Source organism: Stenotrophomonas indicatrix, from assembly GCF_002750975.1.
GTDB lineage: Bacteria > Pseudomonadota > Gammaproteobacteria > Xanthomonadales > Xanthomonadaceae > Stenotrophomonas > Stenotrophomonas indicatrix.
On record NZ_PEJS01000001.1, the window covers coordinates 3,935,520 to 3,959,580 of the forward strand.

Below are 24,061 nucleotides of genomic sequence, written 5' to 3' on the forward strand. Positions count from 1 at the left end.
AAAGCGGTTGGGCCGACTCTAGGGCAGCGATTCGAAAGATGTCAACAAATTGAAAGGAAAAAGGAAGATATATTTGGATGAAACGAAAGTTGTTGCGGCGCAATACTTTGTGTAACCGCTTGCAGGCGCCTGTTAAGCATTGTGCGATACGGCATCCGGCGGTTTCTTTCGTTTCCAGAGTGATGCCGCGCGAGGAAAGTCATCACCGCGATATCTTTCTTTTTACTTTCGGTATTTGACATTTCGAAAGAAAACACAGATGGTGCGCTGGCCCAACTGGAACCTCCGAATGGACGTCACCCTGCTTTCCGATGTGTCCGCCTGGCAGCGCCGCGGCGGAGCCGATACCGCTACCGAAATCGCCCAGCAGCCGGCGCTGTGGGAAGCCCTTGCACAGGATCTGTCGCGTGCCCGCGACCGCCTGCAGGCCTTCCTCGGCGACAGCCTCAACGACCCGAACCAGCGCGTGCTGTTCACCGGCGCCGGCAGCTCCGGCTTCATCGCTGAAATGGTGGCCGATGCCATCAACGCGCAGTGGCCGGCCGAGGTGCGCGTGGTGCATACCACCAGCCTGCTCACCCATCCTGCGCTGTACCTGCAGCGCGATCGTCCGACCCTGCTGGTGTCGTTCGGCCGCAGCGGCTCCAGCCCCGAAAGCGTTGCCGCCGTCGACCGTGTGCGCAGTGACGTGGACGATGCGCGCTTCCTGGACATCACCTGCAATGCCGAGGGCGAGCTGGCCCGCCGTGGCGCCGGCCGTGCCGACACCTTCACCCTGCTGATGCCGTCGGCCAGCTGCGACCGCGCCTTCGCCATGACCAGCAGCCTGACCTGCATGCTGCTGGCGGCATTGACCGTGTTCGACCGTTCGCCGTGGGATGCGCGCATCGCGCGCCTGCAGCAGATTGCCGGTCTGGCCCGCGAAGGCCAGGCCCAATGGGATGCAGCTGTGGCCGCGCTGGCGCAGCGCCCGTTCAACCGGGTCATCTACCTTGGCAGCGGCCCGCTGGAAGCACTGGCGCGCGAGGCTGCGCTGAAGGTGCTGGAGCTCACCGCCGGCCGCGTGCTGGCGCTGGCCAACACCCCGCTCGGCTTCCGCCATGGACCGAAGTCCACGCTGGACGGCAGCACCCTGGTGGTCGTGCTGCGCAGCGTGCAGCCGCTGGCGCGCCGTTATGAGCAGGACCTGCTGGAAGAACTGCGCCGCGACGGCGTCGCCGGCCAGGTGCTGTCGATCGGCCCGCATTCGGATATCGGCGCCGACGATGACTACACCCTCACCGTGCCTGCCCTGGATGACCCGTGGCTGGCCCCAGTGTGGCTGGGCTTTGCGCAGCTGTACGCGCTTCAGCGTTCGGCCGCACTCGGCCTGACCCCCGACAATCCGTTCCCGGACGGCACCGTCAACCGCGTGGTCAAGGGTGTCACCATCCACCATGGCTGAGCTGATCGCCAACGCCTGCTACGGCATCGACATCGGCGGCACCAAGATCGAGCTGGTGGTGTGCGATGCGGCGATGCAGGTCACCTGGCGCCGCCGCGTGGCTACCCCGCAGGGCGACTACGACGGCTTCCTGCAGGCGGTGGTGACATTGGTTGCTGAAGCCGATGCTGCGCTGGGTCGCAGCGATGCGGCCATCGGCATCGCCCTGCCCGGCGTGCGTGATCGTCGCAACGGCCGCCAGCTCAGCGCCAATGTGCCTGCGCTGACCGGTCAATGCGTGGCGGCTGATCTGCAGGCACGCCTGCAGCGCCCGCTGCATTTCGGCAACGACCTGCAGTGTTTTGCGCTCTCTGAAGCGCACGGTGGCGCCGCCGATGGCTACCCCAGCATGTTCGGCGCCATCCTCGGCACCGGTGCCGGTGGCGGCTTCTGCCTGCAGGGGCGCCTGCTGTCCGGCTTCAACGGCCTGGCCGGCGAATGGGGCCACTGGAGCGTGCCGGGTCACCTGCTGCAGCGTCATGGCCTGCCGCTCATCGATTGCGCCTGTGGCCTGCAAGGCTGCGTGGAGCGCTACGTGTCCGGGAGTGGCCTGGCGATGATCGAGCGCCACCTCGGTGGCAGCGCTGCCGATGCCAGCGTGGTGGTCGCCCTGGCCGAGGCCGGCGATGCACGTGCACGGCAGGCACTGGACATCCATCGCGACCTGCTCGGCCACAGCCTGGCCGCACTGGTGCTGGCACTGGACCCGCACGTGATCGTGCTCGGTGGCGGCCTGTCCCAGTACGCACCGCTGTACCAGCTGTTGCCGGCGGCCATCGCCGCGCATCTGTTCAACGGCGTGCAGGTGCCACCCATCGTTCCGCCGCGCTTCGGCGATGCCGGTGGTGCACGCGGTGCCGCCCTGCTGGCCTGCCAACCCTCGTTTTCCTGATGTCCGGAGCTTGACCATGTCCCCGTTGCAGACCCTGCTTGCCTCCCACCGCGCCGGCCACAACGTCGGCCTGTACAGCGTCTGCTGCAGCAACGAACAGGTGCTGCGCGCGGCCATGCACGTGGCGTTGGCGCACGATACCGTGCTGCTGATCGAAGCCACCTCCAACCAGGTCGACCAGTTCGGCGGCTACACCGGCATGACCCCGCCGCAGTACCGCGACTACGTCGGCACCCTGGCCGATGAGGAAGGCTTCCCGCGCGAGCGCTTGATCCTCGGCGGTGACCACCTTGGCCCGAACGCGTGGCAGAAGCGCCCGGCCGCCGAAGCGATGACCCATGCGCGCGTGCTGATCGAGGCCTACGTCGCCGCTGGTTTCCACAAGATCCACCTGGACTGCAGCATGTCCTGCGCCGATGACCCGGTGCCGCTGCCCGATGCCATCGTTGCTGCACGTTCGGCCGAGCTGGCCGAGATCGCCGAGCGCACCGCCGCCGAGAACGGCCTGCCGCCGCCGGTCTATGTCATCGGTACCGAAGTGCCGATTCCCGGTGGCGAAGCCTCGCTGGCCGGTGGCCTGCAGGTGACCACCCCGGCTGCCGCTGCGCAGACCCTGGCCATCCACCGGCAGGCCTTCGATACCCCGCTGCTGCGCGATGCATGGCAGCGTGTGCTGGCCATGGTGGTGCAGCCGGGCGTGGACTTCGACCACAGCAGCGTGCACGAGTACGACGCGGCCGCCGCCAGCGAGCTGGCCGACTTCCTCGAACAGCAGCCGCGCATCGTGTTCGAAGCGCATTCGACCGACTACCAGCGCGAAAGCGGCCTGCATGCCCTGGTGCGCGACCATTTCGCCATCCTCAAGGTTGGCCCCGCGGCCACCTTCGCCTACCGCGAAGCGCTGTTCGCACTCGCTGCCATCGAAGCCGAGCTGCTGCCGGCCGCGCAGTGCTCGCGCCTGCCGCAGGTGCTGGACGAGGTGATGGTGGCGCAGCCGAAGTCCTGGCAGTCCTACTACCAGGGCGACGAAGCGACCCTGCGCCTGCTGCGCAGCTATTCCTTCAGTGACCGCTGCCGCTACTACTGGGGCGAGCCGGCGCTGGTGCAGGCCGTGCAGACCCTGTTCGCCAACCTGGAACTGCACGCGCCGCCGCTGGTGCTGCTCAGCCAGTACCTGCCGGAGCAGTACCGCGCCGTGCGCGAGGGCACCCTGGCCAATACGCCTACCGCCCTGGTGCAGCATCGCATCGGCCTGTGCCTGGGCGAATACGCCCGCGCCTGCAGCGCCAACCAGGCAGGAACCCGCAAGCACAACGCAAGTCCGGCTGCCGCCGATCTTGCGAACGGCTAATCTCTACCTTTCCCTGCGAAACCGAGAATGGCCATGCGCAACACCCGCTCCCGCCGGCAACAGATCCTGCAGCTGCTGATCGAGCACGGCACGGTGCAGGTGGCCGATCTGGTCGAGCGCTTCGGCGTGTCGGCGGTGACCATCCGTGCCGACCTGACCCACTTCGAATCGCAGGGGCTGGCCACGCGAACCCACGGTGGCGCCACCCTGGTGCGAACGCCGCCGCAGGAGCAGGACATCCATGAAAAGGATGCGCTGAACCTGCCGCTGAAGGACTCCATCGGCACGGCGGCCGCGCGCCTGGTGCAGGCCGGTGACAACATCATCATCGACTCCGGCTCCACCACGATGACCCTGGCCCGCCATCTGCGCGAACACCGCGATGTGACGGTGATGACCAACGGCCTGAACATCGCCTGGGAACTGGCCAACGCGGCCGGCATCACCGTGCTGCTGACCGGCGGACTGCTGCGCCAGCAATCGCTGTCGCTGCAGGGCAGCCAGGCCGAAGCCAGCCTCAACTCCTACAGTTTCGACACCCTGTTCCTGGGCGTGGATGGCCTGGACCTGCAGTTCGGCCTGACCACCCACGACGAAGCCGAAGCCCGCCTCAACCACCGCATGGTCGAACGCGCGCGGCGCATCGTGGTGCTCACCGACGCCTCCAAATTCGGACGCGTCAGCCTGCACCGCATCGCCCGCCTCGATCAGATCCACGCCATCATCACCGACGCCGGCATCGACGACGCGACCCGCGAGGGGCTGCAGCGGCTGGGCATCGAAGTGATCATCGCCGAGCCCCCCGCATGACCGACACCCGCTCCCTGCATGGCCGCATCCTCACCCCGTTGGGCTGGCGTCGCGGCCAGGTCCAGTTCGATTCGCACGTGCGCCAGCTGCAGGTAAATGACCACAGCGGCGGCGATGACCCGCAGCTGCCGGTGATCCTGCCCGGCTTCATCGACCTGCACGTGCATGGCGCGGCCGGCGTCGACCTGATGCAGGGCGGCGAAGTGGCCCGCACCATCGCCCGTACCCATGCGCGCTTTGGTACCACCACGCTGCTGGCGACCACCATGACCGCTGGCCTGGACGAGATCGAATACGCGCTGCAGGGCGTTGCGGCAACGATGGCAGCGCCCGATGCCGATGCCGCCTGCATCGCCGGTGTGCACCTGGAAGGCCCCTTCATCAGCCCGCAGCGGCTGGGCGCACAACCCAATCGTACGATCGAGGCGACGATGGCGCTGGTGCGGCAGCTGCACGCGCTGGCACCGATCCGGGTGATGACGCTGGCGCCGGAGATCGGCGAGCACACCGCGCTGATCCCCGCGCTGTCCGCACTGGGCATCCGCGTGCAGCTCGGCCACAGTGCCGGCACCTACGAGGAAGGCGTGGCCGCATTGCAGGCCGGCGCTTCCGGCTTCACCCATCTGTTCAACGGCATGACCGGCGTCGACCACTACCGGCCGGGCATCGCCGCCGCTGCCCTGGCGCATGCGCAGTACGCCGAGATCATTCCCGACCTGCAGCACATCCATCCCGGCGTGATCCGTCTGGCCGCACGCGCGATTCCGCGCCTGTATGCGGTAACCGACGCGACGGCCGCCACCGGCATGCCCGATGGCGAGTACGCACTGGGCGAGCAGCGCGTACACAAGTGCGGCGGCTGCGTGCGCCTGGCCACCGGCTCGCTGGCCGGCAGCGCGCTGACCATGGACCAGGCGCTGCGCAACCTGGTGCAGGTGGGTCTGGATCTGGCTGACGCATCGCAGCGCGTGTCCACCTTCCCGGCCGATTACCTGGGCTTGGGCGATCGCGGCCGCATTGCGCCCGACGCCCGCGCCGACCTGGTGGTGCTGGATGCGGAACTGCGCCTGCAGCAGGTCGTGGTGGGCGGTCGATTGATCGATCTGGACTGACACACGCCATGCGGCCCGGATGCCGCACTCAAGGCGCGCAAGCGCATTGCATCAGCCACGCACCATCCCGTCAGTCCAGGAACGAGCCGATGACCGCAGCCACTGCACCTGCCGTACCCGCTTCCACCGCCCCGCGCTGGCCCGTACGTTACCTGCTCTTCATCGGCGGCCTCGGTGGCCTGCTGTACGGCATCGACATCGGCATCATCGCTGGCGCCCTGCCCTATCTTGAAGCCACCGCCAGCCACGCCTGGCAGCTCAGCAGCCAGCAGCTCGGTTTTGTCGTCGCTGCGGTGCTGCTGGGCAGCGTGCTGTCCTCGCTGTTCGCCGGCATGATCGCCGACCTCATCGGCCGCCGTGGCGCGATGCTGCTGGCCGGCGTGCTGTTCACCGCCAGCATCCCGATCATGGCACTGGCCTCGGGTTACACCCCGCTGCTGCTGGGGCGCCTGCTGCAGGGTGTCAGCGGCGGCCTGATCGGCGTGGTCATTCCCCTGTACCTGGCCGAAGTGCTCAGCCCGGAACGGCGCGGCCGCGGCGCGGCGATGTTCCAGCTGCTGCTGACCGTCGGCCTGGTGCTGGCCGCGTTGATCGGCCTGTACCACGCCCATGCCGTGGACGCTGCCGCAGAGTCGGTGCGCTCGCTGCCGGTCGCGCAGCAGGCACAGGAGCTGTTCACGGTGAAGGACCACGCCTGGCGCACCATCTTCTGGACCTGCCTGGCACCGGGCCTGCTGTTCTGCGCCGGCATCTTCTGGCTGTCCGAATCACCGCGCTGGCTGGTGCGTCGTGGCCGCATCGATGATGCGCGCCGCAGCCTGCAGCGCGTGCTGCCCGCTGCCGACGTCGAGCCCACCCTGGCGCAGATCCAGGCTCCGGAATCGAGCAGCAGCAGCGGCAAGCGCGACCCGCTGCTCAGCCGCCGCTACGTGGTGCCATTCGTGTTGGCCTGCGTGGTGCTGGCCTGCACCCAGGCCACCGGCATCAACTCGGTGCTGGCCTATGCGGTCAACATCCTCAACCAGGCAGGCCTGTCCGGCTCGGTGGCCAACGGCGCCGACGTGGCGATCAAACTGCTCAACGCGGTGATGACCGTCGCCGCGCTGCTGCTGGTCGACCGCAAGGGTCGCAAGTTCCTGCTGATGCTGGGCAGCGGTGGCATCTGCGTGGCCCTGCTGGCCGCAGCAACGCTGTTCTTCCAGGCCGAACGGGGCCGCGCCGACGTGCAGCCGCACCTGCAGGCCGCAGTGAGTGGCGATGGCCTGCAACTGGTACTGGATGACGCGCAGTGGCAGCATCTTGCCGGTGGCGTCGACCGCGAGGGCCGGCCGCTGCAGCTGACCGTGTCCTACGCCTATGGCGACTTCACCAACGTGCGCGCGCTGCGCAGCGACAACCTGACCGACCGCGAGCTGCGCATCGAGCGCGCCGGCACCGTGCAACCGGACAGCGTCATCGGCGCGTTCTTCCGCACGATGCACCTCAATCCGTTCGCCGACCCGGCCAGTGCCGCGCAGGCACCGCTGCGCATCGAGCAAGCCCGTATCGGCCCGATTCCGCCGCCCGCGCATGGCTGGGCCGTCGCTGCCTGCATCCTGGTATTCGTGGCGTTCTTCGCAGTTGGCCCAGGCGTGTGCGTGTGGCTGGCGCTGTCCGAGCTGATGCCCAACCGCATCCGCTCCAACGGCATGAGCATCGCGCTGCTGATCAACCAGTTCGTGTCCACCACCATTGCCGCCATCTTCCTGCCGACGGTGGGGCACTACGGCTACGCCAGCATGTTCCTGTTCTGGGCGGGCTGCACGTTCGTGTTCTTCCTGGTGGCCGCATTCTGGCTGCCGGAAACCAAGGGGCGCTCGCTGGAAGAGATCGAAGCCGGCTTTGCAGGAAAGCAGCGCTGATTCAGCGCTGCTGTGGCGGCGCAGGGCCGCCGTGCACTATGTAGCGCGCCATGTCGTGCACTTCGGCCACGCTCATGTTGGTACCGGCCACCTGCATGGACTCGCCAAAAGGGCCCGCTATGGTGGCCACGGACAGCACGTGGTCATCGACGGTAAGCGCCACCTGCTTGCCCACCAGGGCCTCGGTCGCGTGCAGCAACCGGCCGGCGGACTCCTTGCGGAACGTCAGTTCCAGTACGGGCTGGTGGGCGGCGTCCAACGCCGCTCGCACGTCGACGATATCGGCACTGGTGAGCATCGGCGGCGCTTTCACGGCGATGCTGCGCCCTTGCCACTGCAGGGTAGCGCGGCCATCGGGATCGACCTCACGCATCTGCACCTGCACCCCCTCCCGCGGCGGATGCCGTGTCTCCGCCGGAAGCACCCGGTTGCAGCCCGCCAGCAGCAACACCGCGAGGCCGCCGCCGAGCAACGCCCATCTGTTCCAGCCCCGCATCAGCGCAGCTTCCTCAGCTTGAACGCCACCAGCACCTGCAGCACGCCGTACAGCAGGCTGCCGATGCCGATCCACAACGTGGTTACCGCTACGCCGGCATACGGGTTGGCCGCGAACAGCAGGCCCAGCACGATGGCCAGCACGCCACTGAGGATCAGCAACCACTCACCCTGGATCTGCCTGCGCACGCGGATGGCGAAGACGATGCGATAGATGCCTGCCACCAGCAGCCATGCCGCCAGGAACAGCACCAGCACGCTGGCGGTGGCCAGCGGATTGATCACCGCCAGGATGCCGAAGCCCAGCGAGGCGGCCACGTACAGCAGCAGCCAGCCACGCGAGGCGCCACTACCACCGGTAATCAACGCCAGCAGGCTGATGACGCCTTCCACGATCGCCATCACGCCCAGCGTCCACGCCAGCGCGATGGCCGCCGACATCGGCCAGCCGATCGCGATGATGCCGAAGCCCAGCGCGACCAGACCGTACAGCAGCAGGATCCACCAGCTGCGTCCAACGGCCGACAACAAGGGAGACAGAGGGGAATTCATGACCACTCCTTCGATCCGGGTTCGTGGACATCCTAGACCTACGGAATGAAAGGTGCGATCACGGCACCCGCGCACAGACCCATGCCCGCACATCTTCAGCCCCCACCAGCCGCAGCGTCTCGGCGACTTCCAGCACGGTGCTGCCGGTGGTCATCACATCGTCGACGATGGTCAGCCGCGCGGGGACGGCACCGCGCACATCGAAGGCGTCGAACAGGTTGTCGCGGCGCTGCTCGGCGCTGCGTTCGGACTGCGGCGCGGTATGACGGCGACGGTACAGCCCGCGCCACCTCGGCGTCCGCAGCAGCCGGCACAGCTCGGCTGCCTGATCATAGCCGCGCTGGCGCAGTCGCCTGGGATGCAGCGGCACCGGTACCAGCGGTGGGCACGACCATGGCGGCGGGTTGCGCAGCATCAACTGCGCAAGCAGGCGTCCAGCAGCCAGGTCCTGGTGGAATTTGTAGCGGACCAGCAGTTGATCGATCGGCGGCAGGTACAGCAGGCTGGCGTGGGTAGCGGTCTGCGGCGGCGGCTCGTCACGGCAGGTGCCGCAGATGGGCAGGGCGTCGTCCGGTAGCGGCAGCGCGCAGCGAAGGCAGGCGCGACCCGCCCACGGCAGGTCGGCGAGGCAGGCGACGCAGAGGTCGAGGGTGTCGTGACCGCGCTCGCTGCAGACCAGGCAGCGCAGGGACAGCAACAGGCGAAAGGCGGCCTGCAACGGTTCACCAAGGACAGAAGGCAGTGGGAGGCGCATGCCGCAGCATCGCCCTGCAAGCGCAGGCTGCCCATCGGTGAAGGGGCTGCCTGCATGTCAGTACAGGGAGCGTTGGCCGATGGGGACTGCACCTTGCCAGGCCGTGGACCTGCATCGCACCTGCTACCGCGCGCTTCCATCCACATACGGCCGGAACTGCAGAACCAGCACTGGCCGATCCTGCGCCAGCTATCATCAGGATGGGCGCAGTCGCCCTGGATGGACCTCTACTGCATGGACGGACTGACGCTGGTCAAGGCAACTGCGCAGGACGCAGATGTGGTCTTCAGATTGATGCAGCTGTACTACTTCGAAGCCTCTGCCTGGAGTGGTGAGGAGATCCTTGCCGATGGTCTCTACGACTGCGCACTTGCCGATGTCCGGGTCCGCCTGCAGGAAGAGCCGGAGTGGACCCGTCTGCTCTGGCTCGATGGCCAGCTGTGTGGATTCGTCCAGGTGGATGAAGTCGAGTTCCAGGGGCGGCGCCTGCCAGAGTTGGCCGATCTGTTCATCCTTCCAAAGCATCGGGGCAAAGGCATCGCGTCCGCAGTGGTCGCAGAGCTTGTGCGGCCTAAGTCGGGGGAATGGCTGCTGGCCACATTCCGCAAGGATCATGTGGCGCACGCATTCTGGGAACGGAATCTTGCAAGGATGGGCATGGCGTGCAGCGTCCCAGCCGGGTCAGAAGGAACAGACTTCCGCCTGTTCCTGATCAGGGCGATATGACGATGGGGAGCCCCCCCAGCTCCCCGGTCAGCACTCGCCCGCGCCAGGATGGCCAATAGGACGGTGCAACCACGCAAGGGCTTGCCCTGCTCCTGGCGGCGGCAGCCCAAGGCTGGACGTGGCTGGCTTGGGCTCACCGGGGGTCAGCCGCACGCAGCGGATCGACCACCGTGAATTCCCCTCAAAACTCGATCCCATTGGCTGCACGCTGGCAGGCAGGCAGTCCCAGCGCGATACGCGTTCGCCCGATCGTGGCCGCGATCTCCTGTTCAAAGCCAGCCCCTGACTCCAGGCAATGCAGCAGCCCGACAACCCTCTGCTTCAGCTCAACGGCCCATGGCACGTCATTTGGATCGGCGATCACTTCTGTAAACAACAACCCACTGCGTTCGACCTCACCCGCCAACACCGCCAACACCGCCGAGTGGTACGTGTTCCATAGCGTGGGCGATGCATTGGCAGTGGTCCACGCCAGCGCGTGGGCAATCGAGGGGAAGCGATCGCGCAGCGCAACGACTTCCTGCGCTGCACGCCTGGCCAGCAGCGTGGCCTCCGCCGAGAACTGCTCCTCGTCGATGAATTCGTGGAAGGTTCCCACTCTGTGCCCGGCGTCGAATGAAAGGAAGTCCTTCTCATGCCAGAGCCAGCACGCTCCAACATTCAGATAGCTTCCCTTCCGTCCCGAAGAGGGCTGGAATTCAACCACGCCGATCCACCATACCTGGTCGTCAATCCAGATTCTGGAGCGTCCCTTCTGCACGCAGCCCAGAGGGCGCAGCACCGTTCTGGCTGCAGCATTGATCATTCGAGAGTGCTGAGCGGTCGACATCGAAGGCATCCTTGCGCTTGCGAACGTTCGCGGAATCGTACTGGAAGGAACGTCGGCCAGCATCATTGAATCGGCGAAGAACCCGCCCACGCGTCCCTTCAACATTGCTGGTCGTCCGCTTCATACGAAAGCGCAGAGACGTTGGTGAAACCAGAAAGGGGGCCGGCTGCGGGCACCGCGCACAGGAGTGCGGTGGTGTGCGCAGCGTGACACTTCCGCAAACGACACTGGAAGCGGGTGAATCAATGATCCTGCCGATTCACTCCATCATGCGCTCTCGCCAACGGCGCTTCTCCACGGTCCGGATGTTGGGCTGCGCGCGCAGTACATCCAGATATCGAGAAAGATGAAGCAGTTCATCGTCGCAACCATCACCAGTGAACTCCCGCACCTGTATCAGATTTCCGTAGTTCTTGGCGTACTTGCTGGGAGTGTCGTCAATGCCGATCATCTGCTCCAGCGCAAAGCCTAGACGTTTCAGTTTGGCCAGGCGCTTCTGGCTGGTGTAGCCACCGGTCTCCCAATCACGCGCAGTACTGCAGCGCTGGGACGACCACAGGAACTCCAGCGTGCGCCCTGGCATCAACCATGCCACCAGTGGCTCGGCATACAGACTGCCGGAAGATGTCCACACCCCTACGTTGAAGTGCGCGAATGCGAAATCCAGGAAGTCGTCAACGTAGGGACGCTTGTAGACGTGATAGCCCACCACTTGAGTGTCAGCAGGACGGTGCAACTGACGCGCACTGGCATGAACCAGCGTTTCATCGAGATCGAGCACCAGGAGCTTTCGGTCAGTTGTGGGCATGTTTCCGGTCTGGTCTCGTTCCACGCTCAGCGGCATCGATAAAGTAAAAGTACTCGACAAGGTGGCGGCTGGGTCCGCCGCCTTTCAACAACATACCCCACAGCGTCAGCAGCATGCTGGACGCCCTGGGCCTACCCACACTGGTGGCGAGATGCCTGGTGGCGCCCGGCTGGGGGACTGGTTGCCTAGGCTAGATACCCGTCCGCTGCTTGACAGGCTGCCGGGATGTCCGGACCCTTCGCGGCATGACAATCGACGTCGAACACCTGAGCCTGCGCGAACTGAACGCCCTTGTGACTGCTGCCGAGCAGCGGAGGGCGCTGGTTGCCAGCCGCCGCCCCGTGGCCGTTGTCCGTCGCAAGCTGATCGCCTTCGCCGCGCAGTGCGGCTACACGATTGAAGAGCTGATCGGGGCCGCGCCCGCCGAGGCCGCTGCACCGGTCCGCAAACCTGCCACACGGCGCAAGGCAGGCAAAGTGGCGGCCAAGTACCGCGACCCGGACAACAAGCGCAATACGTGGTCGGGCCGCGGCCGGATGCCGCGCTGGCTTGCCCAGAAGACCAAGCATGGCCGCAGCCCTGCCGATTTCCTGATTCCCGGGCTGGGCCGGTCCGACGTTCGAAAGTCCAGCGCGATCGGGCAGAGAACCGTCTTCAAGCAGAGCTGAGCCGTGGGTGCTCGGCGCACGGAGCGGACGATCGCCGTGGCACCAATGCGTGCATTTCCAGGTCGGGCGGTGCAGGCAGCTCTATCGCATCGTAGCGACGGCCGTGGCCTGCAACTCCATCCAGCCGCTCACTCCTCGCCCAGGGCCACCGGCAGCGGCACCTTGCGGATCAACTTGAGCGCGCGTCCTTCCAGCACGTAGAAGAAGGCGAAGTTGCCGGTCCTGGCATAGTTGTCGTCGAACTCCCCGCCCTCGGCCACTACCAGCGCGCTGTGCGGATCGACCTTGACCACCATCGGGCCGAGCTCTCCGCCCAGCGATGGGGTGGCCAGCTTGCCGGTGCGCTTGCTGACGAAGGTCATCGAAACACAACTGGTTCCGCATCCCCATCCCACCAGCGTGTACTCGCCGGCAAAGCCGACCTCTCCGTCCTTCAGGGCTGCTGACAGGCGTGTCCTGAACATGCGGGCGCGCGGATCGCTGAGGTCCAGCGATGCGGCCGGCCCGCTATGGATCTTTGTTACGGGGTAGTCAGCGAGCCTGGGATTGCCGCCTTCACCATTGAAGATCGCCTCGCGGATTCGCGCGTTTTCTGCGACCTGTGCGGCAGTCGGACCAATGGAACTTGCAGCATCCGTGGCATCCGGGGCGCTTGCCTGCATCGCCTGCACCTGCGTCACTGAGCAAAGGGCCAGTCCTGCGCCGGCCATGGCCAGCAGGACGACCAGCGAAGTGCGACTTCTGGACATGCTCATCTCCTCAAGACGCCTTATCGCTCTGCACATGCTTCGGCGGCAAGCGAGCAGATCTGCACGACAGCTGCGACCTGCGGTGTCTTTCCCACGTGCCCGCAATCCTGCAGCCAGATCAATGCGTGCTGCCCCACCTTGAGATCGGTTTCATCGATGCCGCCGCCATAGACGGTCCACAAGCCGGTGCCGTCGTTGACGATGGTGCGGTGAACCGCGCCTGCGCGGGTCTGGACCGTCAGCTGGCGATCGCGGACCTTCACGATCGTTCCCGTCACCGAGGGCGGCGAGGGAGCGATGTCACCGCCGTCGGCGACCGGCAGCACGCACTGCGTCGCTGCAATGGCAACGACGGGAACGGTGGTCAGCATCAGGGCAGTGGCAATCGCCGTCGCCTGCAGCGCGTTCGCCGCCACGACCTTCAGTACCGCAATCAATGAGGTGTTCATGGCAATCCTTTGCGTGAGCACCCAGTCTAACCCTCGTCCGCACTGTAAACTTACATAAAATCAAAACAGTTGACAGCGCACTACGACCCACCCAGACTGCGCCCTCGCTCCAGCCCTTCCAAGGTCCCGCCATGGCAACCGCCATCCGCCACGACTGGCACCACGACGAACTGCAGGCGCTGTTCGACCTGCCTTTCCCGGAACTGCTGTTCCGCGCCGCCGCCGTCCACCGCGAGCACTTCGACCCGGCCCGGGTGCAGGTCTCCACGCTGTTGTCGGTGAAGACCGGTGGCTGCCCGGAAGACTGCGCGTACTGCCCGCAGGCGCAGCGCTACAGCACCGGGGTCAACGCACAGAAACTGATGGACACCGATGCGGTGCTGGCCAAGGCCCGCCAAGCCAAAGCGGCCGGTGCCTCGCGTTTCTGCATGGGCGCAGCGTGGCGTTCGCCGAAGGACCGCGACATCCCCAAGGTGGCGGCAATGATCGCCGGGGTGAAAGCGCTGGGCCTGGAAACCTGCGCCACGCTGGGCATGCTCAGTGGCGAGCAGGCGCGCGCGTTGAAGGACGCCGGCCTGGACTACTACAACCACAACCTCGATACCGCGCCGGACTACTACGAGTCGATCATCCACACCCGGCAGTACCAGGATCGCCTGGATACGCTGGGCCATGTGCGCGATGCGGGGTTGAAGACCTGCTGCGGCGGCATCGTTGGCATGGGCGAAACACGCGCGCAGCGGGTCGGCCTGCTGCTGGCGCTGGCCACCTTGCCGGCGCATCCCGATTCGGTGCCGATCAACAAGCTGGTGCAGGTGACCGGCACGCCGCTGCATGGCAGTGCCGAGCTGGACCCGTTCGAGTTCGTGCGCATGATCGCCGTGGCCCGCATCGCCATGCCGCGTTCGATGGTGCGGCTGTCGGCCGGCCGCGAGGCGATGAGTGATGAGCTGCAGGCGCTGTGCTTCCTGGCCGGCGCCAACTCCATCTTCCATGGCGACAAGCTGCTGACCACCGGCAACCCGGAGAGCGAGCGCGACATGGCCCTGTTCGCACGCCTGGGCCTGCAGCCGATGGCGGTGCAGGTGGACGCCGACGGTCATGACCATGGCGGCACCGTGCATGCCGATATCAGCGCCGATGGCCCCGGCTGCGGCTGCGCTCACGCGGCCTGAGCCGGCGGCCAAGCAGGCGTCGCGGCAACGCGCTACCCTAGCCGCCCCGTCGCCGCATCCAGCCGCCATGGCACGCCCCGACCTGACCGCCCGCCTCCAAGCCCAGCGCGCGTTGCGCGATGCACAAGGCCGTCGCCGCCCGCGGCGCACGGTCACCCGTCGCGATGGTGTGCGCCTGGAAGTCGATGGGCGCTGGCTGACCGGCTTCTGCAGCAACGATTACCTGGGCCTGGCCCAGCAGTTCAGCGTGGTCAACGCACTGCAGGATGCCGCCGCGCGCGAAGGTGCCGGTGCCGGTGCTTCGCACCTGGTCTGCGGCCACCACGCGCTGCACGACGCATTGGAACGCGAAATGGCCGAGTGGCTCGGTTACCCGCGTGCCTTGCTGTTCGGCAGTGGCTTCACCGCCAACCTGGCCGTGCAGCAGGCGCTGCTGGGCGAAGAGAACGATGTCTGCGTGCAGGACAAGCTCAACCACGCCAGTCTGCTCGATGCCACCCGGCTGGCCGGCGCGCGCCTGCGCCGCTACCCGCACCTGGACGCGGAAGGTGCGATGCGCCAACTCAAGCATGCGCCCGATGGCGCAGCGATGCTGGCTACCGACGGTGTCTTCAGCATGGATGGCGATATCGCGCCGCTGCGTGCGCTGTCGCTGGTCGCGCGCCTGCAGCAGGCGCTGTTCTACGTGGACGATGCGCATGGCGTGGGCGTGCTCGGCGATGGTCGTGGCGCGGTCGCCACCGCCGGCCTGGGCGTGGACGATGTGCCGCTGCAGCTGGTCACCCTGGGCAAGGCGCTCGGCGGTTCCGGCGCGCTGGTGCTCGGCCGCGAAGACCTGATCGAGCACCTGGCCGAAACCGCACGCCCCTACATCTACACCACCGCCATGGCGCCGGCGCTGGCGGCATCCGCACTGGAAGCGGTGCGCCTGGCCCGCCGCGATCATTGGCGCCGGGCGAAGCTGGCCGATCTGATTGCCCTGTTCCGCAGCGAAGCGCGACGTCATGGGCTGGATCTGATGGCATCGGAAACGCCGATCCAGCCGCTGTTGTGTGGCGACGACCACACTGCCATGGCGATGTCGCAGGCGCTGGAGCAGGCCGGCTGGCTGGTCGGCGCGATCCGCCCACCGACCGTGCCGGAAGGCAAGGCGCGCCTGCGCGTCACCTTGTCCGCGCTGCACACCACCGAGCAGGTACGCGGCCTGGTCGAAGCCATCGCCGTTGCACGCGACCGCGTGGCCTTTGCCGCGCGCGAAGTGCTGCCGCCGTCGTTGCCGGCGCTGGCCTGAGTGATCGTGTAGTTCCCCATGCATATTGAAGTGACCGGCCATGGGCCGGACCTGGTACTGATCCACGGCTGGGCCCTGCAGGGCGGCGTGTTTGCGCCGCTGGTGCAGCGCCTGGCCGATCGATTCACGCTGCATCTGGTCGACCTGCCCGGCCATGGCCACAGCCGCGACGACAGCACCCCGCTGCGCCTGCCGTTCGTGGTCAATGCCATTGCCGCAGCCACGCCGCCAGCGGTGTGGTGCGGTTGGTCACTGGGTGGCCTGTTCGCGCTGCACGCGGCGGCCACGCTGCCGAAGGTGCGCGGTCTGGCGATGATCGCCGCCACGCCGCGCTTCGTGCGCGGTGATGACTGGCCGCATGCGGTGGAGCCATCGGTATTCGAGCAGTTCGGTCGTGACCTCGCGCAGGACTTCAGTGGCACCCTGGAACGTTTCCTGGCACTGGACGTGATGGGTTCGGCGCATGCCCGCGAGGAACTGCGCACCCTGCGGCAGCGCCTGGTCGAACGCGGAGCGCCCACCGAACGCGCACTGCACGAGGGCCTGCAGCTGCTGGAGAACACCGACCTGCGCGGTGCCCTGCCCGCACTGGGCAAGCCCAGCCTGTGGATTGCCGGCCAGCGTGACCGTCTGGTCTCGCCGGCGGCGATGCAGGCCGCTGCCGCGCTGGCGCCCGGCGGGCAGTCGCTGACCGTCGGCCATGGCGGCCACGCGCCCTTCCTCGGCCATGCCGATGACGTTGCAGCCGCCCTGCAACACTTCGTTGCCGGCCTGTCACCGGCCGATGGCGGACAATGAGCCTCCCTAAGCTTGTGCAGGACTGACGCATGGATCTGGGCATTTCCGGCCGCTGGGCACTGGTCTGCGGCGCCAGCAAGGGGCTTGGCCTGGGCTGCGCGCGCGCATTGGTGCGCGAAGGCGTGAACGTGGTCATCGTCGCCCGCGGTGACGCTGCACTGCAGGCCGCGGCTGAAGAACTGCGTACGCTGCCCGGTGCCGCTGAAGTGCGTGCGATCGCCGCCGACGTCACCACCGAGGCGGGCCGCGCCCAGGCGCTGGCCGCCTGCCCGCAGGTCGACATCCTGGTGACCAACGCCGGCGGCCCGCCGCCGGGCGACTTCCGCACGTTCGAGCGCGACGACTGGATCGCCGCGCTGGACGCCAACATGCTGGCGCCGATCGCGCTGATCCGCGCCACCGTGGACGCGATGATCGAGCGCGGCTTCGGCCGCATCGTCAACATCACCTCGTCATCGGTGAAGGCACCCATCGACGCGCTGGCGCTGTCCAACGGCGCGCGCAGCGGGCTGACCGGCTTCGTCGCCGGGCTGGCGCGGCGCACCGTCGTCCACAACGTCACGATCAACAATCTGCTGCCCGGCCAGTTCGATACCGACCGCCTGCGCGCCAACTTCGCCCACGCCGCCGGCCAGGGCGGGGACGTGCAGGCAGTGGCCGAACGCCGCCGCCAGCAGATTCCCGCCGGCCGCTTCGGCACGCCGGACGAATTCGGCGCCGCCTGCGCCTTCCTGTGCAGTGCACAGGCCGGTTACCTCACCGGGCAGAACCTGCTGATCGACGGCGGCGCCTACCCCGGTACGTTCTAAGAGACTTCTGCAATGCCGTCCCACTTCGATACCCGCCATGTCCGCCGCGCCTTCGCCCGCGCCGCCACCAGCTACGACGCTGCCGCCGCCCTGCAGCGCGAGGTGCAGTCGCGGCTGCTGGAATCGCTGGACTACCTGGAGGCACGCAAGCCGGAGGTGGTGCTGGATATCGGTGCCGGCACCGGCCATGCCAGTGCGCTGATGAAGAAGCGCTGGCCGAAGGCGCAGGTGATCGCGCTGGACGTGGCACTGCCGATGCTCGACCAAGCCAAGCGCCAGGCCGGCTGGTGGAAGCCGTTCCAGCGCCTGGCCGCCGATGCCACGGCGCTGCCGTTGGCCGACAACAGCGTCGATGTGATCTTCAGCAACCTGTGCCTGCAGTGGGTGGACGACCTGCCGGCGGTGTTCGCCGGTTTCCGCCGCGTGCTCAAGCCCGGTGGGTTGCTGGTGTGTTCGACGTTCGGGCCGGAAACGCTGGTCGAGCTCAACGAGGCCTTCGCCGCCGCCGACGACCGCCCGCACGTGAGCCGCTTCGCGCAGATCGCCCAGTTCGGCGATGCGCTGATGATGGCCGGCTTCCGTGATCCGGTTCTGGATCGCGACCTGTTCACCCTGACCTACGACGACCTGCCCTCGTTGATGCGCGAGCTGCGCGCGATGGGCGCGACCAACGCACGGGTCGATCGCCGCCATACGTTGACCGGCCGGGGGCGGTTCGCGGCGGCAGCGGCGGCGTACGAACCGATGCGCCGTGCCGATGGCAAGCTGCCCAGCAGCTGGGAAGTGATCTACGCCCATGCCTGGGCGCCGGATCCGGGCGCGCCGATCCGCGAAGGTGGGCATGACATTGCTTCCGTGCCGGTGTCGGCGATCCCGATCCGGCGCAAGCAGACCTGATTCGAAGGCGCCGCCGGGCATGGCCCGGCGCTACCAGCCGACCTTGGTCGGCGCTGTGCTTCCCGTGCCGACCAAGGTCGGCAACTACCAAAAGCAGGTCCCGGCCAAGCGCGCGTTATGGGTAGCGCCGGGCCATGCCCGGCGAGCGCAGCGGCAGCCGCTCAGGTATTGGCCGGTGAACTCAACGGCGGCCGTACCAGGTCGCGGTGGAAGAAGTAGATCTCCTGCACCAGGAAGCGCCAGCTGGTATGGAAGCTGCGGAAGCGCGTGCTCGGCGTGGACGAGGCCAACGCCTGGATGCCCAGCGCCTTGCTCAGGCGCAGCGCGCGCGCCATGTGCAGCGGGTCGCTGACGATGATCACCGAATGCAGCTTGCGCTGGTCCATCAGCCGCTTGGCCTCGACCAGGTTCTGCACGGTATTGCGCGAGGCGGTCTCGATGAGGATCGCCTCATCGGGAATGCCGTGCTTGAGCGCATAGCGCCGGGCCACCTGCGATTCCGAGAAGCGCGCACCGGTGCCGCCGTAGCCTCCGGTAAAGATCAGCAGTGGCGCGTAGCCGGCATCGTACAGATCCAGGCCGTGGCGGATGCGCTCTTCAAACACCGGCGAGGGCTTGGCATCGTAGGCCGCCGCACCCAGCACGATGATCGCGTCCGCCTTGGCCGCCTGGTCGCGCTCGCCGACCCAGACGATCCAGGCGGTCACGCCCAGCAGCCAGATCACCAGCAGTACGAACAACCGCCACACCCAACCGAGCAGGCCGGTACGTTCGCGATGGCGGCCGCGGCTCATGGCGCTCCCCAACGCAGGGCAGGCAGATCGACATTGCCGCCGGACAGCACCAGTCCAACGCGCAGGCCGGCGAAGCGCGCAGGCTGCGCAAGCACCGCCGCCAGCACGATCGCCGAGGACGGCTCGACCACCTGCTTGAGCACGTCCCACAGCAGGCGCATCGCCGCCACGGTGGCGGCATCGTCAACCACGATGACCTCGGCGCCCGCGGCCTGCAGCAGCGCGAAGTTGGGTGCGCCGATCAGCGTGCGCAGTCCATCGCAGATCGTGTCCGGGGTAAATGCCTCCTGGCGCTTGCCGGTCGCCAGCGAACGGGCGGTGTCATCGGCACCGGCCGGCTCGGCCAGCACCAGCCGCGTGCCCGGGCTGGCGTGCTGCAGGGCCAACGCGGTGCCACTGGCCAGGCCACCACCGCCCACCGGCACCACCAGCACGTCGAACGGCCCCTCGCTGTGCAGCAGCTCCAGCGCGGCCGTGCCCTGCCCGGCGATCACCGCGGGGTTGGTGTACGGATGGACCAGAGTGGCGCCGGTATCGGCCTGCACCTTGGCGCAGGTGGCCTCGCGGTCGGCAATGGTGGCCGGGCAGCGCCAGAGGGTGGCGCCATGCCGGGCGATATTGGCCAGCTTGGCGGCCACGGCCCCTTCGGGCACCACCACATGGCAGGGAATGCCCCGTGTGCGGGCAGCCAGCGCCAAGGCGGCACCGTGATTGCCGGAGGAATGCGTCACCACACCGGCACCGGCGTGATCGGCATCCAGCGACCACACCGCATTGCACGCGCCGCGGAACTTGAACGCGCCGCCGCGCTGCAGGTGCTCGGCCTTGAACGCCAGTTGCGCACCGGCCAACGCATCCAGCGTGCGCGAGCGCAGCACCGGGGTCACGCTGGCATGGGGCGCGATCCGCGCGGCGGCGGCGAGGACGTCATCAGCGCGGGGCAACAGTGAATCGCTCATGACGCAAGATTAACGTATGGCCCCGCGCTGGCGAGGGCGCCATCGGTCATGCCAGCATGCATGCCTACACCGCCATTCATCCTGGCCGGCGGAATTAAGGGCTGATTCAACGCCGGCGGCTGAAGCTGCCTGCATACCCGTCCTCTGGGGGGACCCATCATGAAAACGCGCCTGATGCTTGCCGGTGGCCTGCTGCTGGCCCTGACCGGTTGCACCACCTATGACTATGTCGGTGGCCGCGGCGGTGGCTACTACCACGGTGCGCCGTCGGTGGAGTACCGCTACCCCTATGGCTACCCGGCCGACTACGGCTATCCGTATTACGGCGGCGGTGGCTATTACGGCTATGGCGGCCCGTACTACCAGCGGCCGATCTACCGCCCGCCGCACCACAACCACCGCCCGCCACCGCGTCCCGGCAACGGCGGCGAAAACCGCCCGCCACCGCCGCCGCGCCAGAACAATGGCGGCTCGCCCTGGCGCAACATGGATTCGATGCGTCGACCGCCGCAGCCTGTACAGCGGGTCGAGCGCCCCTCGCCGCCGCCGCAGGCGCGTCCGGCCCCGGCTCCGCGTGCGCCGAGGATGAACAGTTCCCCCTGGCGTGCCATGGATCGTGAGAGATAGCGCACAGTTGACGCTTGTTCCATCTTGCATTTCACACGGTCCAAGCCTCAATCTACGCGGGTGGTGACGGCCAGCGTCACAAAGTGACAAAAGCGTTAAGGGCCCGTCCCAAACAGCTCTACGTCGATATCCGACAGGAACATCTGGATCCCCCCTGTTCCGGCCCTGTCGGATGTCGGCACCTTTAAAGACGAACGGCCCCGCACTGCGGGGCCGTTTGTTGTTTGGGACACCAGGGCGCGCGGGCAGTAGATCCACGCCATGCGTGGATGCCGCGTTCCCAGCCGCCCCAAAAAACAGGGCCGGACAGTCCCCCGACTGCCGGCCCCTCTGCTTCCCCACCGTGCGCCTGTACCGGCCCCTGTTCCAATTCCGGTCACCAGCGCCTGCGGCGCCAGCCACGGTGGGTGCTATTGGGTTATCTGCAAAAATCCTGCCAACTTTAGGGTTGATTTCGATGCCGGCCGGCCGGCGCCAACGTCCCTGCCCCGATTGGCGCTAAAATCGCCACCCCCGGCGCCGTCTCCGGCTGCGCCTGCCCCTTGCTGAACAGCCCCCATGATCGATTCCTTCCATCGTTACGACGTCATCGTCATCGGCGGTGGCCACGCCGGCACCGAGGCCGCGCTGGCTGCGGCCCGTATCGGCGTGCGCACCCTGTTGCTGACCCACAACATCGAAACGGTGGGAGCGATGAGCTGCAACCCGGCCATCGGTGGCATCGGCAAGGGCCATCTGGTCAAGGAAATCGACGCCCTCGGCGGTGCGATGGCGCATGCCGCCGACCGCGCCGGCATCCAGTGGCGCACCCTCAACGCCTCCAAGGGCCCGGCCGTGCGCGCCACCCGCTGCCAGGCCGACCGCAACCTGTACCGCATGGCGATCCGCGCCATCGTCGAGGGCCAGGCCAACCTGACCGTGTTCCAGGCGGCGGTGGATGACCTGGTCATCGAGGGCGACCACGTGCGCGGGGTCATCACCCAGACCGGCCTGCGTTTCGATGCCGAGGCCGTGGTGCTGACCGCCGGCACCTTCCTGGCCGGCAAGATCCACGTCGGCCCGACCCAGTACGCAGCCGGCCGCATGGGCGATCCGCCCGCCACCACGCTGGCTGCACGCCTGCGCGAGCGGCCGTTCCAGGTGGACCGCCTGAAGACCGGCACGCCACCGCGCATCGACGGCCGTTCGCTGGACTACAGCGTGATGGACGAGCAGCCCGGCGACACGCCGCGCCCGGTGATGTCCTTCCTCGGCTCGGTGGATGAGCATCCGCAGCAGGTCAGCTGCTGGATCACCCACACCAGCGAGCAGACCCACCAGATCATCCGCGACGCCCTGCACCGTTCGCCGCTGTACAGCGGCCAGATCGAAGGCATCGGCCCGCGCTACTGCCCCTCCATCGAGGACAAGGTGGTGCGCTTCGCCGAGAAGGCCAGCCACCAGATCTTCGTCGAGCCCGAAGGCCTGGGCATCGTCGAGATCTATCCCAACGGCATTTCCACCTCGCTGCCGTTCGACGTGCAGCTGGAGATGGTGCGCAGCATCCGTGGTTTCCAGAACGCGCACATCACCCGCCCCGGCTATGCCATCGAGTACGACTTCTTCGATCCACGCGGGCTGAAGGCCTCGCTGGAAACCAAGCTGGTCAACGGCCTGTTCTTCGCCGGCCAGATCAACGGCACCACCGGTTATGAGGAGGCTGCCGCACAGGGCCTGCTGGCCGGCCTCAACGCCGCTCGCCAGGTGCGTGGCCTCGAGGGCTGGTGCCCGCGTCGCGACGAAGCCTACCTCGGCGTGCTGGTGGATGACCTGATCACCCACGGCACCAACGAGCCGTACCGCATGTTCACCAGCCGCGCCGAGTACCGCCTGCAGCTGCGCGAAGACAACGCCGACCAGCGCCTGACCCCGGCCGGCCGCGACATGGGCCTGGTCGATGATCGTCGCTGGCGTGCCTTCGAAACCAAGCAGGCTGCCGTGGCCGCGGAGCGCACGCGCCTGGGTGCGCTGTGGGCCACGCCGGCCAATGCGCTGGGCCGCGAAGTGCAGGAAACGCTGGGCGTGGCGGTCAGCCGCGAAACCAACGTGCTGGACCTGATCAAGCGCCCGGAACTGGATTACGCGCAGCTGATGCGGGTGCCCTCGCTCGGCCCGGCCGTGGCCGATGGCAAGGTGGCCGAACAGGTGGAGATCGGGGTGAAGTACGCCGGTTACCTGGATCGCCAGCGCGAGGAGATCGAGCGCCAGCAGCGCCATGAAGCAACGCCGATTGCCGGCGATTTCGACTACGCCATCGTGCGCGGGCTGTCGGCCGAAGCGCTGCAGAAGCTCGAGCGTGTGCGTCCGCAGACCATCGGCCAGGCCCAGCGCATTCCGGGCATGACCCCGGCGGCGATCTCGCTGCTGCTGGTGCACCTGGAGCGCGCACGGCGCGGACGCGTGGCATGAAAAAACGGTAGTGCCGGCCGCTGGCCGGCAGCCCGATACACCTTCGACAGAACCTCTGCGGGTGCCGGCCAGCGGCCGGCACTACCGGCAGGGCTGCGTGCTGCACGCGGTATCATCATCGCGATTGCCCTGCTCTTCCGGAGATGCCGATGACCCCGCTGCGCCCCTTCCGCGACAAGATGCCGGTGCTCGGCCAGCGCGTGTATGTCGATCCGGCCTGCACGATCATCGGTGATGTCGAACTGGCCGACGACGTATCGATCTGGCCGGGCACGGTCATCCGTGGCGACGTCAATTTCGTGCGCATCGGTGCACGCACCAACGTGCAGGACGGCACGATCATCCACGTCAGCCACCACAGCCCGTACAACAAGGCCGGCTACCCGACCCTGATCGGCGAAGGCGTCACCGTCGGCCATGGCTGCATCATCCACGCCTGCAGCATCGGCGATTACAGCCTGATCGGCATGGGCGCGTGCATCCTCGACGGTGCCCGGGTCGAGCGCCATGGCTTCGTCGGTGCCGGTGCGGTGGTCGGCCCCGGCAAGGTGGTGGGCGAGGGCGAGCTGTGGGTGGGCAACCCTGCCCGTCCGGCGCGCACGCTCAGCGACAAGGAGATCGAGTCGCTGCACTATTCGGCCGACCACTACGTGCGGCTGAAGGACGAATACCTGGGCTGAGGCC

General features: G+C 67.3%; 25 protein-coding genes. 16 read left to right on the plus strand and 9 right to left on the minus strand.

What is annotated here, in order from left to right; translation table 11 throughout:
- The first annotated feature begins 289 nt into the window (after positions 1-289).
- The 6 genes from CR918_RS18145 (at position 290) to CR918_RS18170 (ending at position 7,549) form a co-directional block, all read left to right on the plus strand.
- On the plus strand, positions 290-1,444 hold the full coding sequence (locus CR918_RS18145) for an SIS domain-containing protein (protein ID WP_099844046.1): 1,155 nt from the start codon (positions 290-292) through the stop codon (positions 1,442-1,444).
- Positions 1,437-2,375, plus strand: coding sequence for an ROK family protein (locus tag CR918_RS18150; protein ID WP_099844048.1), 939 nt, complete (start codon positions 1,437-1,439; stop codon positions 2,373-2,375). The genes CR918_RS18145 and CR918_RS18150 overlap by 8 nt, the downstream gene beginning before the upstream one ends.
- 16 nt (positions 2,376-2,391) lie before the next feature.
- Positions 2,392-3,726 (plus strand): D-tagatose-bisphosphate aldolase, class II, non-catalytic subunit, encoded by a 1,335-nt coding sequence (locus CR918_RS18155; RefSeq protein WP_099844050.1) that lies wholly within the window; start codon positions 2,392-2,394, stop codon positions 3,724-3,726.
- Positions 3,727-3,759: 33 nt separating this feature from the next.
- Positions 3,760-4,536 (plus strand): DeoR family transcriptional regulator, encoded by a 777-nt coding sequence (locus CR918_RS18160; protein WP_099786165.1) that lies wholly within the window; start codon positions 3,760-3,762, stop codon positions 4,534-4,536.
- On the plus strand, positions 4,533-5,648 hold the full coding sequence (locus CR918_RS18165; RefSeq protein WP_099844052.1) for an N-acetylglucosamine-6-phosphate deacetylase: 1,116 nt from the start codon (positions 4,533-4,535) through the stop codon (positions 5,646-5,648). The genes CR918_RS18160 and CR918_RS18165 overlap by 4 nt, the downstream gene beginning before the upstream one ends.
- 89 nt (positions 5,649-5,737) lie before the next feature.
- Positions 5,738-7,549: an MFS transporter gene (locus CR918_RS18170; RefSeq protein ID WP_099844054.1), complete on the plus strand. Its 1,812-nt coding sequence runs from the start codon at positions 5,738-5,740 to the stop codon at positions 7,547-7,549.
- Position 7,550: 1 nt separating this feature from the next.
- Here CR918_RS18170 and CR918_RS18175 read toward each other — a convergent pair whose 3' ends face one another.
- Genes CR918_RS18175 through CR918_RS18185 form a run of 3 tightly spaced genes read right to left on the minus strand, consistent with a single transcriptional unit; the run spans position 7,551 to position 9,350 of the window.
- Positions 7,551-8,045, minus strand: a complete 495-nt coding sequence (locus CR918_RS18175; RefSeq protein WP_088101832.1) for a SecDF P1 head subdomain-containing protein — start codon at positions 8,043-8,045, stop codon at positions 7,551-7,553.
- Positions 8,045-8,596, minus strand: a complete 552-nt coding sequence (locus CR918_RS18180) for an HdeD family acid-resistance protein (RefSeq protein ID WP_099844056.1) — start codon at positions 8,594-8,596, stop codon at positions 8,045-8,047. Before CR918_RS18180 ends, CR918_RS18175 begins: the two co-directional genes overlap by 1 nt.
- 58 nt (positions 8,597-8,654) lie before the next feature.
- A complete protein-coding gene (locus CR918_RS18185; protein WP_099844058.1) occupies positions 8,655-9,350 on the minus strand; it encodes a ComF family protein in 696 nt (231 codons plus the stop codon).
- A 234-nt stretch (positions 9,351-9,584) separates the two neighbouring features.
- Here CR918_RS18185 and CR918_RS18190 point away from each other — a divergent pair, with 234 nt between their 5' ends.
- Positions 9,585-10,076: a GNAT family N-acetyltransferase gene (locus tag CR918_RS18190; RefSeq protein ID WP_157804432.1), complete on the plus strand. Its 492-nt coding sequence runs from the start codon at positions 9,585-9,587 to the stop codon at positions 10,074-10,076.
- Between the two features lie 181 nt (positions 10,077-10,257).
- Here the strand turns inward: CR918_RS18190 and CR918_RS18195 are convergent, their stop codons facing one another.
- Positions 10,258-10,905 carry a hypothetical protein gene (locus tag CR918_RS18195; protein WP_238379129.1) on the minus strand — a complete coding sequence of 216 codons (648 nt, stop codon included), beginning with the start codon at positions 10,903-10,905 and terminating at the stop codon, positions 10,258-10,260.
- Between the two features lie 259 nt (positions 10,906-11,164).
- Positions 11,165-11,686: an HAD family hydrolase gene (locus CR918_RS18200; protein WP_157804433.1), complete on the minus strand. Its 522-nt coding sequence runs from the start codon at positions 11,684-11,686 to the stop codon at positions 11,165-11,167.
- A gap of 272 nt (positions 11,687-11,958) precedes the next feature.
- Here CR918_RS18200 and CR918_RS18205 point away from each other — a divergent pair, with 272 nt between their 5' ends.
- The gene (locus CR918_RS18205; protein ID WP_099844062.1) at positions 11,959-12,381 is read left to right on the plus strand and encodes an H-NS histone family protein; all 423 of its coding nucleotides are present in this window, start codon (positions 11,959-11,961) and stop codon (positions 12,379-12,381) included.
- A 128-nt stretch (positions 12,382-12,509) separates the two neighbouring features.
- Here the strand turns inward: CR918_RS18205 and CR918_RS18210 are convergent, their stop codons facing one another.
- On the minus strand, positions 12,510-13,130 hold the full coding sequence (locus CR918_RS18210; protein WP_165780912.1) for a hypothetical protein: 621 nt from the start codon (positions 13,128-13,130) through the stop codon (positions 12,510-12,512).
- Between the two features lie 20 nt (positions 13,131-13,150).
- Complete coding sequence (locus CR918_RS18215; protein WP_099844067.1) at positions 13,151-13,579, minus strand: hypothetical protein; 429 nt, start codon at positions 13,577-13,579, stop codon at positions 13,151-13,153.
- Positions 13,580-13,710: 131 nt separating this feature from the next.
- Here CR918_RS18215 and bioB point away from each other — a divergent pair, with 131 nt between their 5' ends.
- From bioB to bioC, 5 genes are all read left to right on the plus strand, one after another.
- Entirely contained in the window at positions 13,711-14,754 is a 1,044-nt protein-coding gene (gene bioB / locus CR918_RS18220) for a biotin synthase BioB (protein ID WP_099844069.1), read from the plus strand.
- A 67-nt stretch (positions 14,755-14,821) separates the two neighbouring features.
- Positions 14,822-16,045: an 8-amino-7-oxononanoate synthase gene (bioF, locus tag CR918_RS18225; protein ID WP_099785789.1), complete on the plus strand. Its 1,224-nt coding sequence runs from the start codon at positions 14,822-14,824 to the stop codon at positions 16,043-16,045.
- 18 nt (positions 16,046-16,063) lie between these two features.
- Positions 16,064-16,843, plus strand: coding sequence for a pimeloyl-ACP methyl ester esterase BioH (gene bioH / locus CR918_RS18230; protein ID WP_059065511.1), 780 nt, complete (start codon positions 16,064-16,066; stop codon positions 16,841-16,843).
- Between the two features lie 29 nt (positions 16,844-16,872).
- Positions 16,873-17,652, plus strand: coding sequence for an SDR family oxidoreductase (locus tag CR918_RS18235; RefSeq protein ID WP_099844071.1), 780 nt, complete (start codon positions 16,873-16,875; stop codon positions 17,650-17,652).
- Between the two features lie 12 nt (positions 17,653-17,664).
- On the plus strand, positions 17,665-18,549 hold the full coding sequence (gene bioC, locus CR918_RS18240) for a malonyl-ACP O-methyltransferase BioC (RefSeq protein WP_099844073.1): 885 nt from the start codon (positions 17,665-17,667) through the stop codon (positions 18,547-18,549).
- A gap of 161 nt (positions 18,550-18,710) precedes the next feature.
- Here bioC and CR918_RS18245 read toward each other — a convergent pair whose 3' ends face one another.
- Both CR918_RS18245 and CR918_RS18250 read right to left on the minus strand, forming a co-directional pair.
- Complete coding sequence (locus CR918_RS18245; protein ID WP_025877503.1) at positions 18,711-19,343, minus strand: YdcF family protein; 633 nt, start codon at positions 19,341-19,343, stop codon at positions 18,711-18,713.
- Positions 19,340-20,302: a pyridoxal-phosphate dependent enzyme gene (locus tag CR918_RS18250; protein WP_025877505.1), complete on the minus strand. Its 963-nt coding sequence runs from the start codon at positions 20,300-20,302 to the stop codon at positions 19,340-19,342. Before CR918_RS18250 ends, CR918_RS18245 begins: the two co-directional genes overlap by 4 nt.
- A gap of 159 nt (positions 20,303-20,461) precedes the next feature.
- Between CR918_RS18250 and CR918_RS18255 the strand changes: the two genes are divergently transcribed.
- The 3 genes from CR918_RS18255 (at position 20,462) to CR918_RS18270 (ending at position 24,057) form a co-directional block, all read left to right on the plus strand.
- Positions 20,462-20,929, plus strand: coding sequence for a hypothetical protein (locus tag CR918_RS18255; RefSeq protein WP_099844075.1), 468 nt, complete (start codon positions 20,462-20,464; stop codon positions 20,927-20,929).
- Positions 20,930-21,487: 558 nt separating this feature from the next.
- A complete protein-coding gene (gene mnmG / locus CR918_RS18265; RefSeq protein ID WP_099844077.1) occupies positions 21,488-23,377 on the plus strand; it encodes a tRNA uridine-5-carboxymethylaminomethyl(34) synthesis enzyme MnmG in 1,890 nt (629 codons plus the stop codon).
- Between the two features lie 149 nt (positions 23,378-23,526).
- Positions 23,527-24,057 (plus strand): gamma carbonic anhydrase family protein, encoded by a 531-nt coding sequence (locus CR918_RS18270; RefSeq protein WP_059065523.1) that lies wholly within the window; start codon positions 23,527-23,529, stop codon positions 24,055-24,057.
- Positions 24,058-24,061 lie beyond the last annotated feature (4 nt).